Consider the following 15,673-nt stretch of genomic DNA (forward strand, 5'->3'; position numbering starts at 1 on the left):
GGAGGGGATTAAGTCGTTTATGCATAAACGACTTAATCCCCTCCGTCCCCTTTTTCAGGCACGGCCCTTGCAGGCCGTGCCTTCAAGCCTCAGCGCAGCACCTGCTCCACCAGCTGCACGTCCACCGTCTGCAGCGGTTCGGCGGCGTTGCGCGACAGCTGCACCTGGTAGGTGCCGCCATCGATCTTCCACTGGCGCGCCTGTGCATCGTAGTGGGCCAGCGTCTTCGGCTCGGCTTCGATGCGGATGCGGCGCTGTTCGCCCGGCTGCAGGGTCACCTTGTCATAGCCGATCAGGCGGATCGGCGTGGTGCTGCCGGCCGGCAGCTTCAGGTACAGCTGGGCCACGTCGGCACCGGCGCGCTTGCCGGTGTTGCGGATGTCGACGCTGGCGACCAGGCGCGAACCTTCCACGCTCACCTTCAGGTTGTCATAGGCGAACGAGGTGTAGGACAGGCCATGGCCAAAGGCGAAGGTCGGGGTCAGGCCCTTGGCCGCCATCCACTTGTAGCCGACGTTGGCGCCTTCGATATCGAAATCGAACACATCACCGAACGGCTTGGCCGGCTTGAAGCCGAGGCCGTCGATGTGCGGGCGCGGCAGCTGCGATTCGTCCGTCACCCAGGTCACCGGCAGGCGGCCGGACGGATTGACCTGGCCGGTCAGCAGTGCGGCAATGCCTTCGCCACCGCGGATGCCCGGGTACCAGGCCTGCAGCATCGCCGGCACCTGCGCCAGCCACGGTGTGCGCACCGGGCCGTTGGTTTCCAGCACCAGCACGGTCTTCGGGTTGGCCTTGGCCACTGCCGAGATCAGGGCATCCTGGTTGTCCGGCAGCTGCATGTCCGGCAGGTCCACCGATTCGGCAGCCCACTGCGTGGCAAACACGATGGCCACATCCGCCTGCGCGGCCGCCTTGGCCGCAGCAGCGGCGTTGGTGCCATCCACATACGTGATAGTCGCGTCCGGGCGCGCCGCACGCAGCGATTCCAGCGGCGAGGACGGATGGAAGATCACCGGGCCCGGCCAGGTGGTCGGCATCACGCCGGGCACCGCGTTGGTGCCCTTGGCGGTCACGCCCACCATCGATGAACCACCGCCACCGATCACGCCCTTGTCGGCATGGCCGCCGATGATGACGATGCGCTTCACGCTGTCGGCCAGCGGCAACAGGTTGCCCTCATTGCGCAGCAGCACGCTGCCCTCCTCCACCGTGCGCTGGGCAACGGCGAAGCCGGCCTCGGCATCCACCTTCTGGTGCTGCGGCGGGTTGTCGAAGTTGCCATGCAGGAACATCGTGCGCAGGATGCGCGCCACCATGTCGTTCAGGCGCGCCTGCGGCACCACGCCGCCATGCACGGCCAGGCGCAGCGGTTCATCGAAGAACACCGCCGCGTCGAACACCTCACCTGCCGACTGCTGGTCCAGGCCGGCCAGCGCAGCCTTCGAGCCACTGTGCACGCCACCCCAGTCGGACATCACGAAACCGGGGAACTTCCATTCCTGCTTCAGCACCTGGTTCATCAGGTAGCCGTTCTCGCAGCCGTAGGTGCCGTTGATCTTGTTGTACGAGCACATCGCCACGCCCGGGCGACCGGCGTCCAGCGCGATCTCGAAGGCCAACAGGTCCGACTCGTGCATGGCCTGTTCGCCGATGCGCACGTCGTGGAAGTTGCGACGGGTCTCCATGTCGTTCAGCGCGAAGTGCTTCATCGAGGAGATCACGTGCTGGCTCTGCACGCCCTGGATCAGCGCGCCAACCATCGAGCCGGCCAGCAGCGGGTCTTCGCCGGCGTACTCGAAGTTGCGGCCGTTGCGCGGGTCACGCTGCAGGTTGACGCTGCCCGACAGCAGGATATTGAAGCGCTGCTGCCACGCCTCGCGGCCCATCGTGGCGCCACCGGCGAAGGCAACTTCGCGGTTCCAGCTCGATGCGGTGGACGGGCCCGATGGCATCGCCGTGGCGAAGTCGCCCGGGCGGATGCCCCCCGGATTGGTCACGCCGACACCGGCATCGGCCGACTGCTGCGACGGGATGCCCAGCCGCGGTACGCCCGGCACGAAGCCGGCCGAACCGACCGCACCTTCCGGCAGCGGGCCGCCGTCCTTGCCCAGCCCGAAGTAGCTGTGCAGCATCTGGAACTTCTCATCCTCGGTCATCGCCTTCAGCAGCAGCGCAGCGCGCGCATCGGCGTTGAGCGTGGTGTCCATCCACGGCGTGTCGCCGTGCTTGTCGGCGGCATAGGCCAGGGTCAGCAGGGTGGCACGCAGCGTGCTGCCTTCCACCTTGAACGGCGCGCTGCTGGCGGCCTGGAAGCCGTCGCTGAAATAGCTGGCATCGGCTTCCAGCGCCACACGCGCCGGATCGAAGCCTGCGGCCTTGGCCGATTCACCGGCCACCGCGCCGAGCAGCACCGCCGGTGCACCCAGCCGCGAACGGGTGACCAGCGCCGGCAGCTGCGCCGCACCTGCACCGGCATCGGTATAGACCGCCACAGTGTGGCGGCCGTCGTCCAAGCGCAGGTAGTTCAGGCCCGGTTGGTCGGGGCCGGATTCAGCGGCGATCGGCAGCCGGGTCAGAACAGCCTGGCCGCGCTGGGTCTGGCCATCGTCCTTGCCGGCGGCAATGAAGCGGTACTCGTAGCCCAGGCCATCGGCCAGCACCTGCAGCGGATCGACCTGGCCGATGCCGCGCTGCACCTGGCGCACGCTCACCGCGTCCACCTTCAGGCTCTTCAGTTGCGCGGCCAGCGCCGGCATCGCCTCGGCGTGGGGCGCCTGTTCCAGGGTCAGCACAGTGAACGCGGCCGGGTCGGCCCAGGCCGGAGCGGCCAGTGCGGCAGACAGGGCCAGAGACAGTGCAAGCGGTTTTGTAAACGTTTTCATCGGCAGGCGTAATTCCGTTGCCAAGGCAATCGGTCCAGGGAAAGTGCCGCCGAAGGGTGCAGCGTTCATGCCGCGCAGGGGTTGCCAGGCAACGCCCCGCAGGCCGATGGACGGGCCGGTCTGCGCGCGGGACCCTCCTCCCGGCGTGACAACCTGCCTGCCCGGGCCGCGCAGGGCGACCCAATCCTGTGAAGATTGTGCGAGGGCGTTCACACCTGTCAACAGGACCTAAGTCACAGGGGCAACCCGGCCAATGGTTATCAGGCCATCACTGGCGGTCATCAGCGCGCCGCGCGAGGCTGCTGATAATGGAGATCCCTGGCCACGAATCGAGCCCATGACCGTACATCGCGACTTCGATCATCTCTGGCGCGACCGCTGTGACACCTCCAGCCAGCGCGCACCGCGCGTGCTGATCCGGGTGTTCGTGGCCCCGGGCGAGCTGGAGCGCAGCGTGGCGTTCTACGAGCAGTTGCAGGGCGTGGTAGCCGATGCGGGGTTCCCGTTCCCGGAAGCCGGGCTGCGCCTGGCGATGGTCGGCGCCTTCCTGCTGATCGAAGGCAGCCAGGCGGCACTGGCACCGTTCACCTCGACCACGGGGACACTGCTGGTCGATGACGTTCGGCCCTATCACGACAAACTGGTCGCCGCCGGCGCCGAGATCATCTTCCCGCTGCAGGTAGTCCCGACCGGGGCGGCGTTCAATGCGGTGCATCCCGATGGCACCGTGGTTGAATACGTGCATCACCGGCCGGATCCGCACGGGCGCTGAGGGGGCGCACGGCCGGGCGGCGCCCGGCACCCGCGGTAGTGCCGGCCGCTGGCCGGCAACCTCAGAAGCAACAGCCGAAGCAAAAGCGGGCTTCCTGTGGGTTGGCGGGGGTGGGGGCCGGTTGCGGGGACGCCGTGAATCCGTCTGTCGAAATAATCGATTTCGATTGAGATTCATCCACGCATGGCGTGGATCTACAATCCCTCAATGTCCTCCCCCACCCTGCCCTGGAATGGCACGTTGCTGCTGGATGCTCACGTGGCCGTGCTGCAGGGTCATGCCGGTGACAGCGCCGCGCACGCGCACTACGCCCATCAACTGCTGCTCAGCGACGGCGCAGCCTGGCAGGTCGAGGTCGATGGCGTGCAGCAGCAAGGCCAGCGACTGTGGCTGCCATCATTCCAGCCGCACGCGATCCTGTTAGCGCCAGAAGCAGGCTGCACGGTGTTTCTTGAGCCGACGCATGCCAATCCCGCACAGATCCAGCAATACCTGCACGCACTGCCGGGCAACGCGCTGGAACTGCACGGCTGGCTGCCACGGCTGAGCCGCCCGCAACCGCTGGACCGCCGCGTGCAGGCGGCATTGGCCCGTATCGCCCAGCACCTGCCCGGCCCGGTGCCGGCCGCCGATATCGCCGGGGCGGCGCACCTGTCGACCAGCCAGCTGCACCGGCGTTTCCAGTCTGATCTGGCGGTGACCCTGCGCGGCTGGGTGCTGTGGCAGCGGCTGCGCCGCGCACTCATGCATCATCTGCGCGGGCACACCCTGACCGACAGTGCGCATGCCGCTGGATTCGCCGATCTGGCCCATCTGTCGCGCAGCCTGCGCCGCATGTTCGGTATCGGTGCCGCGCAGCTGCAGGGCCTGCAGTTTCAAGCGGCCTGACACGGCCCATCATCCGCGCCTGCGCAGACCTTCCGGCAGCTCCGGCACCTCGCCGTGCGGCAGTTCGCGGAACGGCGCCAGCAGCTGTCCCGGATAATCGCGCGGATAGTCCGGTTGGCTGCCGGTGCCGAGGTCGCGCTGCTGCAGCCGATAGCCCGGCGCATCGAAGGCGGTCCCCAGCAGGTGATCCCAGACGGTCAGGAACAGGCCGAAGTTGACGTCGCCAGCGGTGCCGTAACGCATGTGGTGGAAGCGGTGCAGCGGCGCCCACGCCATCACCCGGCCCAGCAGGCCCGGGCGCATGTCCACGTTGGAGTGCTGCAGCAGCAGCTGGATGGCAATGGCGAAGGCCAGCACCGCAGCCACCGGCATCGGCAGGCCCAACAGCAGCAGCGGCAGTACGCCGCCCACTGCTTCGGCCGCCTGGTGCAGCGGATGCTTCATCAAGCCGTTGAAGCCGTACATGCGGGTGACGCTGTGATGCACCGCGTGCAACCGCCACAGCCAGCCGATGCGATGGCTGGCGTAGTGCACCAGGGTAATGCCAAGGTCGGCGCAGACGATGGCCAGCAGTACCTGCAGAACGAACGGCCACTGCAGCGGCCACAGCTGCCACGGAAGGAGCGCTGCCAGCAGCGGCACCGCAGCGATCGACAGCAGGTTCAGGCTTTCGTTGACCAGTGCATGCAGGGTGTCACGCAGACTGTCGCCGTGGTCGTGGTTGAACGCGGGGTCATACGGCCAGGCACGTTCGGCAGCGAACGAAACCGCGATGGCGACCGCCAGCAAGGCCAGCAGCCATAGCGGATCGCCATGGAGGTGGCCGACCCAGACGACGGCGGCGGCAACAAAACCGAGCAGGAACAACGGGGCATACAGGCGGAGGATCCAGTGTTTCATGGGCAACCCGGAACGTGAGGGGCCTGCATGCTGGCGCGGCACGACGGTTGCGCGCTTGAACAAACGGCGCAACCCGCCCCGTCTCGGTGGATATCCCCCCTTTGGCCGACACCGCGTTTCCCCCACCCACGGACGGCGTGGATCTACAATGGCGCCCTCATCGCGCCCGGTACCGGCATGGATTCCTTCAACCTGATGCGCGCCTTCCGCCGCATCGTCGAACGCGGCGGGCTGGCCCGCGCTGCCGAAGACCTGGGCATGTCGCCGGCCGGGCTGAGCAAGCAGTTGCGCGCGCTGGAAACGCACCTGGGCGTGGTGCTGCTGCAGCGGACCACGCGGCGCATGAGCCTGACCGAGACCGGCCACGCCTATTACCGCGAATGCTGCCGCCTGCTCGACGAATTGGACGCATTGGAACGTGGCATCGCCGAACAGCGTGGCGAGGTGGCCGGGCGCCTGCGTGTCAATGCACCGCAGTCGTTCGCACTGAGCACGCTGTCGCCGCTGCTGCCACGCTTCCTGCAACAGCACCCACAGCTGTCGCTGGACCTGGTGATGGAAGATCGCCTGCTCGATGCGGTCGGTGAGGGTTTCGATGTGTCGTTGCGGCTGCGTGCCGAGCTGGACGACTCGCGATTGGTGGCGCGCCGGCTTGCCTCGCTGCAACAGGTACTGTGCGCTGCCCCGTCCTACCTGCGGCAGCGTCCAGCACCGCAGTCGGTGGACGATCTGCAGGTGCACAGTGTGCTGGCCTACAGCCTGTCCGACTCCCCCGGCAGCTGGCCGCTGCTCGGCCCGGATGGGCAGGTGACCATCACCCTGCCGGCACGCGTCACCGTCAACAACAGCCTGCTGCTGCGCGACCTGCTGGTGGCCGGCATGGGCATCGGCGCCCTGCCCTCGTTCCTGGCGGCACCAGCGCTGGCCCGTGGCGAACTCCAACAGGTGCTGCCCGACCACCGCTATCCGCCACGCTTCGTGCATGCGGTCTATCCCACGTCGCGCCACCTGCAACCCAAGGTGCGTGCCTTCATCGATTTCCTGCACGCCGAGCTGCCCCGCTGCGCCGGCCTGGATTCGTAACCGCCAGCGAAAACTGAGCTGCCCACGGCGCGCTGTTTCGGCCCCGCCGCGCTGCCTAATCTGCCGCCTCCCCTCTCACCGATGGCAGGCAGATGTCTCCCGTTCCTTCCCCCGCCACCGCCGCGCCGGTGGTCGACTTCTTCCACGACGTGGTCTGCGGCTGGTGCTTCGTGCTGGCCCCGCGCCTGCAGCAGGTCTCGGCCGAACTCGGCATCCAGGTGCGCCATCGCAGCTTCGTGCTGCAGGACTCGCGCGCGCAGATGGTCGAGGTGTTCGGCTCGATGGAGCGCGCCAAGGCGATCATCCTGCGCCACTGGACCGACTGCGCCGCGCATGAAGACAGCGCGCGCATCGATATCGAAGGCATGCGCGCACAGGACTTCGAATATCCCTCCGGCTGGCTCGGCGCACTGGCCTGCCAGGCCGCAGGGTTGATCGGCGGCAATGATGCCCATGGCGCAATGTTCGACGCGGTGCAATGGGCGCACCTGCACCAGCACCGCAACATCGGCGACGCCGAAGTGCTGCTGGATATCGCCGAATCACTGGGCCATCCCCGTGGTGCCTTCGCTGACCACATGCGCAGCGACGCAGTACGCCAGCGCGTGCAGGCCGATCGTGCCGACGCCGCTGCCCTCGGCATCCGCTCCATTCCCACCGTGATCGGCGGCAACGGCCTGCGCCTGCAGACCCTGCCGCTGCCGCAACTGCGCCAGGCCCTGGCGCCCCTGGTCGCGGCCTGAGCCGCACCCTCCCCCACCCTGCAAGGAGATTCCCCATGACCCCACGTATCCTGGCCAGCGCGCTGGCCCTGCTGCTGGCCGGCACCGCGGCGTCCACCACCGTGTCCGCGCACGAACGCGTTCCCTCCGGCCAGCAGGTCGGCACCAGCCCCTGGGGGCCGAAGGACGAGATCGGCCGGCTCAACCTGATCACCGAAGCCTCGCGTGCGGCGATCCTGTCGCGGGTCAGCGGCGGCAAGGCCTATGACCTGGCCACCGACTACTACGTCGGCATGCCCAGCTGGCAGGACGCCGGCGACCCGCACTACCAGTTCTGGATGACCCACACCCCGCGCGGCACGGTGATGGACGACCCGATGGGCGTGGGCGAGACCATGAACCTCACCCGCAGCTACACCGGCACCGCGTTCTCGATGTACAGCCACACCGGCACCCACATCGATGCGCTGAACCACTTCGGCATCCACGGAAAGATCTGGAACGGCTTCGAGGCCGACAAGCATCTCGGCGATCGTGGCTGGAATGTCACCGGCATCGAGAAATTCCCGCCGCTGATCGCGCGTGGCGTACTGATCGACGTGGCCGCCGCCAAGGGCGTGGACATGCTGCCGGACAGCTACCGCGTCACCCGCCAGGACCTGAAGGATGCGCTGGCACGCCAGCGGGTGAAGCTGCAGCAGGGCGATGTGGTGCTGATCCGTACCGGCCGCATGCGCCTGTTCGAACAGCCCAAGGCCTACATGGCCAACCCGCCGGGCATGGGCCTGGACGCGGCGCGCTTCCTGGTTGAGGACAGCGGCGCGATGATCGTCGGCGCCGACAACCTGAGCTTCGAGACCTTCCCCTCGGAGGTGGCCGACGACTACGTGCCGCTGCACACCTACCTGCTGGCCCAGCAGGGCGCGCCGATCATCGAACTGGTGGCGCTGGATGAACTGGCCCGCGACAAGGTCTACGAGTTCGCCTTCATCGGCGGCCCGCTGAAGATCCGCGGCGGCGATGCCGCGCCGCTGCGCCCGGTCGCGCTGCCGGTCCGCCCGTAACCGGGCCCTGTGGGTGCCGACCTGGCTCGGCACTCCTTTCCCACTTCAGCAACCTGAAACCCGGCCCGCCAATTTCATTAGTAATTCTACTCACAAGGCGAGTAGCATGTCTGGTCTCAGCCCCTGATACCAGCCCGCCGATACTCGCTCCATGCCTGTCGTTTCCGCCCGTTCCTGCCGCTTCCAGCCCGCCCGGCGCCTCCCTTGGAGGACCGGCTGATGGGCGCCGTCGTCGCCCTCGACCGGCTGCTGGACGGCCGCCAGTTGTGGCGCGGCCCGGCCCGCCAGGGGCCGGCCAGCGACCACCTGGCCAGCGGCCACCCGGCGCTGGACGCACGCCTGCCCGGCGGCGGCTGGCCGGCCAGCGGGCTGTGCGAGGTGCTGCAGGCGGCGCCGGGCGTTGGCGAACTGGCCCTGGTCTGGCCGGCGCTGGCCAGGCTGAGCCAGCGCGACCGCCCGATCGTGCTGGTCGCCCCACCCTATCGCCCGCATGCCCCGGCCTGGGCCGCGGCCGGGCTGGATCTGGCCCAGCTGCAGATCATCCACGCTGCGCCGAAGCAGGCGCTGTGGGCGGCCGAACAATGCCTGCGCTCTGCCGCCTGCGCGGCGGTGCTGTGCTGGCCGCACCAGGCCGACGATCGCGCCCTGCGCCGGCTGCAGGTCGCCGCCGACAGCGGCCAGTGCCTGGGCTTCGTGTTCCGCGAGGCGCAGGCAGCGCGCAACCCCTCCCCGGCCAGCCTGCGCCTGCAGCTCGACCACGGCCAGGTAAGGGTGCTGAAGTGCCGTGGCGGCCTGCCACCCGCGCAGCCGTTGCCACTGGCCATCACCCACTGAGGCCGCGCCATGCACTGGGCCTGCCTGTTGTTGCCGCAGCTGGCGCTGGACAGCGTGCTGCGCCTGCAGCCGGACCCCCAGCGGCCACTGGTGCTGCTGCAGGGCCCAGCGCAGCGCCGCGTGCTGCGTGCGGTCAGCCCGGCCGCGCGCGCAGCAGGGCTGCGCCCGGGCATGCTGCTGTCGGCTGCGCAGGTGCTGGTGCAGGACATGCACCTGCACGACTACGACCCTGACGCGGAACAGCACACCCGGCAGCTGCTGGCCAGCTGGGCCTACGCCTACAGCTCGCAGGTCAGCCTCGATTTCCCGCATGCACTGGTGCTGGAAATCGGCGCCAGCCGTGCCCTGTTCGGTGACTGGCTGACGATCGAAAAGCGCCTGCGCAACGAACTGCATGAACTCGGTTTCCGCCACCGCCTGGTGGCGGCGCCCACGGCGCATGCCGCGCGCGTGCTGGCCAACGTCCACGACGGCCTCGGCATCGATGCGCAGCAGCTGCCAGCGGCACTGGCGCAGCTACCCTTGCCGCGCTGCGGCCTGCCCAGCGACGCGGTGACCGTGCTCGGCCGTTCCGGCCTGCGCACGCTGGGTGCGGTGCTCGAGCTGCCGCGTGACAGCCTGGCCCGGCGCTTCGCACCGGAGGTACTGCAGCAGCTGGATGCACTGCGCGGCCTGCCCACCGCGCCGCTGCGCTACTACCAGCCACCGGACCGTTTCGATGCGCGCATCGAATTCGAATACGAGATCGAATCCAGCCAGGCCCTGCTGTTCCCGCTGCGCCGCCTGCTGCTGGACCTGACCGCCTTCCTGTGTTCGCGCGATGGCGGCGTGCAGCGCTTCGACCTGCATTTCGAGCACGACCTGCTGCCGGCCAGCGTGCTGACCATCGGCCTGCTGGCCCCCGAACGCGATCCTGCGCTGCTGTTCGAGATCGCACGCAACCGCATGGAAGCGTTCGCCCTGCCGGCCGGCAGCCGCGCACTGCGCCTGCAGGCCGAGCAGCTGCCACCGTTCGTGCCCGCCGCGCGCGACCTGTTCGATACCCGGCCGGCGCAGGCGATGCCCTGGAACCAGCTGCGCGAGCGCCTGCGTGCGCGGCTGGGTGATGACGCCGTGCAGCCGCTGGCGGTGCAGGCCGACCATCGCCCCGAACGCGCCAGTGGCACCCAGCCACCGGCCAAGCCCCCGTCGTACTGGCCACTGCGCCCCGGCTGGTTGCTGGACACCCCACAACCGTTGCGTGACCCGCGCCTGCGCATCGTCGCCGGGCCGGAGCGGATCGAATCGGGCTGGTGGGACCAGGCCGACGCACGCCGCGACTACTACGTGGTGGAAACCGCACACGGCCAGCGCGGCTGGGCCTTCCGTGAGCGCAACGATCCGCATGCGCCGTGGATGCTGCACGGCTGGTTCGGCTGAGCCGCCATGCACAGCGAACTGCCCGGCTACGCCGAACTGCACTGCCTGTCGGCCTTCAGTTTCCAGCGCGGTGCTTCGATCGCCGAAGAACTGTTCGCGCGCGCCGCTGGCCAGGGTTACCGGGCACTGGCGATCACCGACGAATGCTCGCTGGCCGGCATCGTGCGCGCCTGGCAGGCGGCGAAGGCGCATGGCGTGGCGCTGATCGTCGGCGCCGAATTCCAGGTCGAGGACGGGCCGAAGCTGGCCCTGCTGTGCACCGACCAGGCCGCCTATGCCGGGCTCTGCCAGTTGATCACCACCTGCCGGCGGCGCGCAGCCAAGGGCGAGTACCGCTGCCTGCGCAAGGACCTGCTCGGCCTGCCCGACGGCCTGCTGTGCCTGTGGCTGGACCGGCAACCGGCCGCCACCGACCTGGAACTGCTGCGCGCCGGCTTCAATGATCGGCTGTGGTTGGCGGTGGAGCTGCACCACGAACACGACGACGCACGTCGCCTGCAGCAGCTGCAGGCCTTCGGCGAACGCCACCGCCTGCCGCTGGTCGCCAGTGGCGACGTGCACATGCACGTGCGCCGCCGCCGCGCCCTGCAGGACACCCTGACCGCGATCCGCCACCGCTGCAGCGTGGCCGAGGCTGGCTGGCGCCTGTTCCCCAACGGCGAGCGCCATCTGCGTCCGCGCACCGCGCTGGCCCAACTGTATCCGCCCGAATTGCTGGCCGAGACCCTGCGCATCGCCGAGCGCTGCCACTTCACCCTGGAACAGTTGCAGTACACCTACCCACGCGAGCTGGTGCCCGAGGGGCATGACCCGGACAGCTGGCTGCGCGTGCTGGTCGAGCGTGGCATTCCCTGGCGCTGGAAAGGCGGCATCGAACCGAAACAACGCGAGCAGATCGAACACGAACTGGCGTTGATCAAGCAGAAGAACTACGCCTCGTACTTCCTCACCGTGCAGGACATCGTGCGCTTCGCGCGCAGCCAGGACATCCTCTGCCAGGGCCGCGGCTCGGCGGCCAACTCCGCGGTGTGCTTCGTGCTGGGCGTGACCGAGATCGACCCGGCACGCAGCAACCTGCTGTTCGAGCGTTTCATCTCCGCCGAGCGCGACGAGCCACCGGATATCGACATCGATTTCGAGCACGAGCGCCGCGAGGAAGTGCTGCAGTACGTGTTCAAGCGCTATGGCCGCGAGCGCGCCGCACTGACCGCGGTGGCAATCAGCTACCGTGGCCGCAGCGCGATCCGCGACGTGGCCCGTGCACTTGGCCTGCCGATGGACCAGGTCAACGAACTGGGCGCGGCGATGGACCACTGGGGCGGCAACATCCCATTGCCGGAAACCCTGCGCGAGCGCGGTTTCGATCCGGACACGCCCTTGATGCGGCGCCTGCTGGCGCTGACCGCCGAGCTGATCGACTTCCCGCGCCACCTGTCGCAGCACCCCGGCGGTTTCGTGATTTCCGAACATCCCCTGTCGACCCTGGTGCCGGTGGAAAACGCGGCGATGGCCGACCGCACCGTCATCCAATGGGACAAGGACGATCTGGATGCCACCGGCCTGATGAAGGTCGACTGCCTGGCGCTGGGCATGCTTACCGCCATCCGCAAGTGCCTGGCCATGCTGAAACAGCATGGCCTGCATGAAGGACGCATGGATGCGATCCCGCCCAAGGATGCAAAGACCTTCGACATGATCTGCGCCGCCGACACCATCGGCGTGTTCCAGATCGAATCGCGCGCACAGATGGCGATGCTGCCGCGCATGCAGCCACGCACGTTCTATGACCTGGTGATCGAGGTGGCAATCGTGCGCCCTGGCCCGATCCAGGGCGACATGGTGCACCCCTATCTGGAGCGGCGCCGGATCCTGCGCGAACAGGGACCGGACGCGTTGAACGACCCGGACAACCCGCTCTACCCACCGCAGCTGGAACGCGTGTTCGCACGCACGCTGGGCGTGCCATTGTTCCAGGAACAGGTGATGCAGCTGGCGGTCGAAGCAGCCGGTTACACGCCTGGCCAGGCCGATGCCCTGCGCCGTTCGATGGCGGCCTGGAAACGCCGTGGCGGCTTGGAACCGCATCGTGAAAAACTGCTGGCAGGCATGTTGAAAAACGGCTTCAGCCGCGAATACGGTGAGCACCTGTTCGAGCAGATCAAGGGGTTCGGTGATTACGGTTTCCCGGAAAGCCACGCCGCCAGCTTCGCCCTGCTGACCTATAACAGCTGCTGGCTGAAATGCCACCATCCGGCCGCGTTCACCGCCAGCCTGATCAACAGCCAGCCGCTGGGTTTCTACAGCCCCGACCAGCTGCTGCAGGACGCGCGCCGGCATGGCATCCGCGTGCTTCCCGTGGACGTGCGCCACAGCGACTGGGACTGCACGCTTGATTTCAGCAGGGGCGCGGCCGCGATCCGGCTCGGCCTGCGCCTGGTCGACGGCTGCAATGAAGCGGCTGTACAGGCCATCATGCGCGAACGTGCACGGCGCCCGTTCGACGATGTGGGCGACCTGTGCCAGCGCACCGCCCTGGATCGCCGCCAGCAGGGCCTGCTGGCCGATGCCGGTGCGCTGCGCGGGCTCAGCGGCCATCGCCATCGTGCACGCTGGGATATCTCCGGCGTGGAGAACCGGCTGCCGCTGTTCGACCAGGCCCGCGCCACCGCTGAAGCACGCGTGCCGCTGCCCCTGCCCAGCGCCTGGGAGGACATGCAGGCCGATTACCGCAGCATCGGCACCACCCTCGGCCGCCACCCGATCTCGTTCCTGCGCACGCAACTGCGCAGCCGCGGCTGCCTGGATGCCGCGCAGCTTGCGGGCCACGGCCATGGCCGTCGCGTGCGCATCGCCGGCCTGGTCCGCATGCGCCAGCGCCCGCAGACCGCCAGTGGCGTTACCTTCCTCACCCTTGAAGACGAGACCGGCATGGTCAATGCCGTGGTCTGGCGGCACCTGGCCGATCGCCAGCACCGGGTCCTGGTCGATACCCGGCTGATGCAGATCGACGGCCGCCTGGAACGCGTCGATGGCGTGCAGCATGTCATCGTGCAGCGCATGCACTGCCTGGATGAACTGTTGCAGGGGTTGCGCAGCCACAGCCGCGATTTCCATTGACGATACACAGCGTCACACAATGAACTGGCCATCGGTCGCCCGCATCCGCTATCGTCGCTGCATCCAAGGAAGGACGACACGATGCCGCGCGCACTGCTGCTGACCACGCTGGTGGTCTCCACACTCGCCCTGCTGGTTTCCGGCTGGACCGCCTGGAGCCTGCATCGCAGCCAATCGCCACAGCGCATCATCGAAGCGCGCGGGCTGATCATCCACGATGGCACGGGCCAACCCCGGGTGATCCTAGGCGCGCCGGTGCCCGCCCCCCTCAGCCGGGGCCGTATCCAGGGGCCGCGCGCTACCGCCCTGTCCGGCCTGATCCTGCTCGGCCCGGATGGCTCCGAACGCGGGGGCTATGGCACCAGCGATCGCGGCGGTGAAGCCGTGCTGACCCTGGACGATGCCAATGGCACCACGGAAGTGTTCAAGGTGGTGGCCAACCCGGACCGTGGTGCCAGCCTGATGGTCAAGCACCAGAACAACACCGGCGCCATGCTCACCTCATGGCAGGGCAAGCCGGAACTGATGTTCGTCGATGACAGCGGCCAGTCCCACTACGTGCGCCCGGGCGCCAACGCCGCGCCCTGATCTGCTTCTGTAGCGTCGAGCCATGCTCGACTGCTTCTACCAACAGCAGCCGAGTATGGCTCGGCTCTACAAAGGCGAAGCAACGTCGAGCATCGCTCGACGCTACAGACCGCACACCGCCGCCAGGTCGTCAGCCAGCGGCCGCAGTTGCGCCGCGCCCAGCGCCGCGCAGGTGATGCGCAGGCCATGTGCCGGCGCCGCCACCGCGAACACCTCGCCAGCGCGCACATGCCATCCGCGCGCGGCCAGCGCCAGCACCTGCGGATGGCTGTCGCCCGGCAACGGCAGCCACAGGTTCAATCCCTCCATCGGCAGCGGCGTCGGCACGCCACGCGCGCGCAGCAGTTCCTGCAGCGACTGCAGGCGCTGCTGGTAACGCTCGCCTGCCGAGGCGATCTTCGCCCGCTGCGTTGACGACGCCAGCACCGAGGTTGCCGCGTCCTGCAGCAGGTGACTGACCCAGCCGATACCGGATGCCAATCGCAGCCGCAACCGCATCGCGGTTTCTTCATCGCAGGCCAGCCAGGCCAGCCGCAGGTCGGGGCCGAGCGGTTTGGACAACGAACGCAGCAGCGCCCAGCGCCGCCCATCCAGCGGCAGTACCGAGTGATAGGCCTGCTGCGAGAGCAGCGCATAGTGATCGTCGATCAGCACTGCTACCTGCGGGTACGCCGCCAACAACTGCCGCAACGCCCGCGCCCGCTTCGCATCCAGGCTGGCCCCGGTCGGATTGTGCGCCCGGGGGGTGAGCAGCACCGCACGTGCACCAGCCTCCAGCGCCTGCCGCAGCGATTCGACCTGCATGCCCTGGGCATCCACCGCCACCGGCAACGGCGCATGACCCGACGCATTGAGCACATTGAGGCTGCCGAGGAAGCATGGATCCTCCACCGCGATGCGATCACCCGGCAGCAGCCACGCCGCCAGCAGGCGCTCGATGCCATCGACGGCGCCATGGGTCAGCTCCAGCGCATATCCCTCGGGGCAATCCGCATCCAGCGAGGCGCGTGCCAGCGCCTGCAACCTCGTGTCGACCGTACCCACGCCATACAGCCGCGGCGCCGCCGGGGTCAGGCGCAGGTTCGGCAGCAGGCGCGGATCCGGGTTGCCACCGGCCAGGTCCTGCAGCGCCAGCCCCGGGGTGCTGCCCTCGCGCGCCAGCGGCGGCGGCAGGCCACGCACCACCGTGCCGCGGCGGCCCGCCGTGCTGGCCAGTCCCGCCGCATCCAGGCGCTTGTAGGCAGCAGCCACGGTGTTGCGGTTCACGCCCAGCTGCTCGGCCAGTTCACGCACCGGCGGCAGCACGCTACCGGCCGGCAGGCGACCCTTGCCGATGCCGTCGCGGATGCTGTCGAAGATCGACTCGGCGCTGTGCCCGGTGATTTTCATTTTGTCCTATGC

General features: G+C 68.5%; 12 protein-coding genes. 9 read left to right on the forward strand and 3 right to left on the reverse strand.

The window, feature by feature from the left end; genetic code table 11:
- Positions 1–89 precede the first annotated feature (89 nt).
- Positions 90–2,885 carry a beta-glucosidase family protein gene (locus AC5P6H_RS11945; RefSeq protein ID WP_014647502.1) on the reverse strand — a complete coding sequence of 932 codons (2,796 nt, stop codon included), beginning with the start codon at positions 2,883–2,885 and terminating at the stop codon, positions 90–92.
- 337 nt (positions 2,886–3,222) lie between these two features.
- On the opposite strand from AC5P6H_RS11945, the gene AC5P6H_RS11950 reads away from it, so the two are divergent.
- Positions 3,223–3,657 (forward strand): VOC family protein, encoded by a 435-nt coding sequence (locus AC5P6H_RS11950; protein ID WP_014647503.1) that lies wholly within the window; start codon positions 3,223–3,225, stop codon positions 3,655–3,657.
- 183 nt (positions 3,658–3,840) lie between these two features.
- Positions 3,841–4,545, forward strand: coding sequence for a helix-turn-helix domain-containing protein (locus AC5P6H_RS11955; protein ID WP_495202671.1), 705 nt, complete (start codon positions 3,841–3,843; stop codon positions 4,543–4,545).
- 9 nt (positions 4,546–4,554) lie between these two features.
- Here AC5P6H_RS11955 and AC5P6H_RS11960 read toward each other — a convergent pair whose 3' ends face one another.
- The gene (locus tag AC5P6H_RS11960) at positions 4,555–5,445 is read right to left on the reverse strand and encodes a sterol desaturase family protein (protein WP_495202672.1); all 891 of its coding nucleotides are present in this window, start codon (positions 5,443–5,445) and stop codon (positions 4,555–4,557) included.
- 177 nt (positions 5,446–5,622) lie between these two features.
- Between AC5P6H_RS11960 and AC5P6H_RS11965 the strand changes: the two genes are divergently transcribed.
- The 7 genes from AC5P6H_RS11965 to AC5P6H_RS11995 all read left to right on the forward strand — a co-directional run bounded on the left by AC5P6H_RS11965 (position 5,623) and on the right by AC5P6H_RS11995 (position 14,272).
- Positions 5,623–6,528: a LysR family transcriptional regulator gene (locus AC5P6H_RS11965; RefSeq protein ID WP_041864222.1), complete on the forward strand. Its 906-nt coding sequence runs from the start codon at positions 5,623–5,625 to the stop codon at positions 6,526–6,528.
- Positions 6,529–6,620: 92 nt separating this feature from the next.
- Positions 6,621–7,271, forward strand: coding sequence for a DsbA family oxidoreductase (locus tag AC5P6H_RS11970; RefSeq protein ID WP_014647507.1), 651 nt, complete (start codon positions 6,621–6,623; stop codon positions 7,269–7,271).
- A 35-nt stretch (positions 7,272–7,306) separates the two neighbouring features.
- Complete coding sequence (locus AC5P6H_RS11975; RefSeq protein ID WP_053496083.1) at positions 7,307–8,314, forward strand: cyclase family protein; 1,008 nt, start codon at positions 7,307–7,309, stop codon at positions 8,312–8,314.
- A 219-nt stretch (positions 8,315–8,533) separates the two neighbouring features.
- Complete coding sequence (gene imuA / locus AC5P6H_RS11980) at positions 8,534–9,148, forward strand: translesion DNA synthesis-associated protein ImuA (RefSeq protein ID WP_014647509.1); 615 nt, start codon at positions 8,534–8,536, stop codon at positions 9,146–9,148.
- Positions 9,149–9,157: 9 nt separating this feature from the next.
- Complete coding sequence (locus tag AC5P6H_RS11985) at positions 9,158–10,567, forward strand: Y-family DNA polymerase (RefSeq protein ID WP_495202673.1); 1,410 nt, start codon at positions 9,158–9,160, stop codon at positions 10,565–10,567.
- Between the two features lie 6 nt (positions 10,568–10,573).
- A complete protein-coding gene (locus tag AC5P6H_RS11990; protein ID WP_134809016.1) occupies positions 10,574–13,684 on the forward strand; it encodes an error-prone DNA polymerase in 3,111 nt (1,036 codons plus the stop codon).
- An 81-nt stretch (positions 13,685–13,765) separates the two neighbouring features.
- Positions 13,766–14,272 carry a hypothetical protein gene (locus AC5P6H_RS11995; RefSeq protein WP_111205926.1) on the forward strand — a complete coding sequence of 169 codons (507 nt, stop codon included), beginning with the start codon at positions 13,766–13,768 and terminating at the stop codon, positions 14,270–14,272.
- A 102-nt stretch (positions 14,273–14,374) separates the two neighbouring features.
- Here the strand turns inward: AC5P6H_RS11995 and ptsJ are convergent, their stop codons facing one another.
- A complete protein-coding gene (gene ptsJ, locus AC5P6H_RS12000; RefSeq protein ID WP_046431219.1) occupies positions 14,375–15,661 on the reverse strand; it encodes a MocR-like B6 salvage transcription factor PtsJ in 1,287 nt (428 codons plus the stop codon).
- Positions 15,662–15,673: the final 12 nt, after the last annotated feature.

This window comes from Stenotrophomonas sp. YJH_SMC_110, from assembly GCF_059369255.1.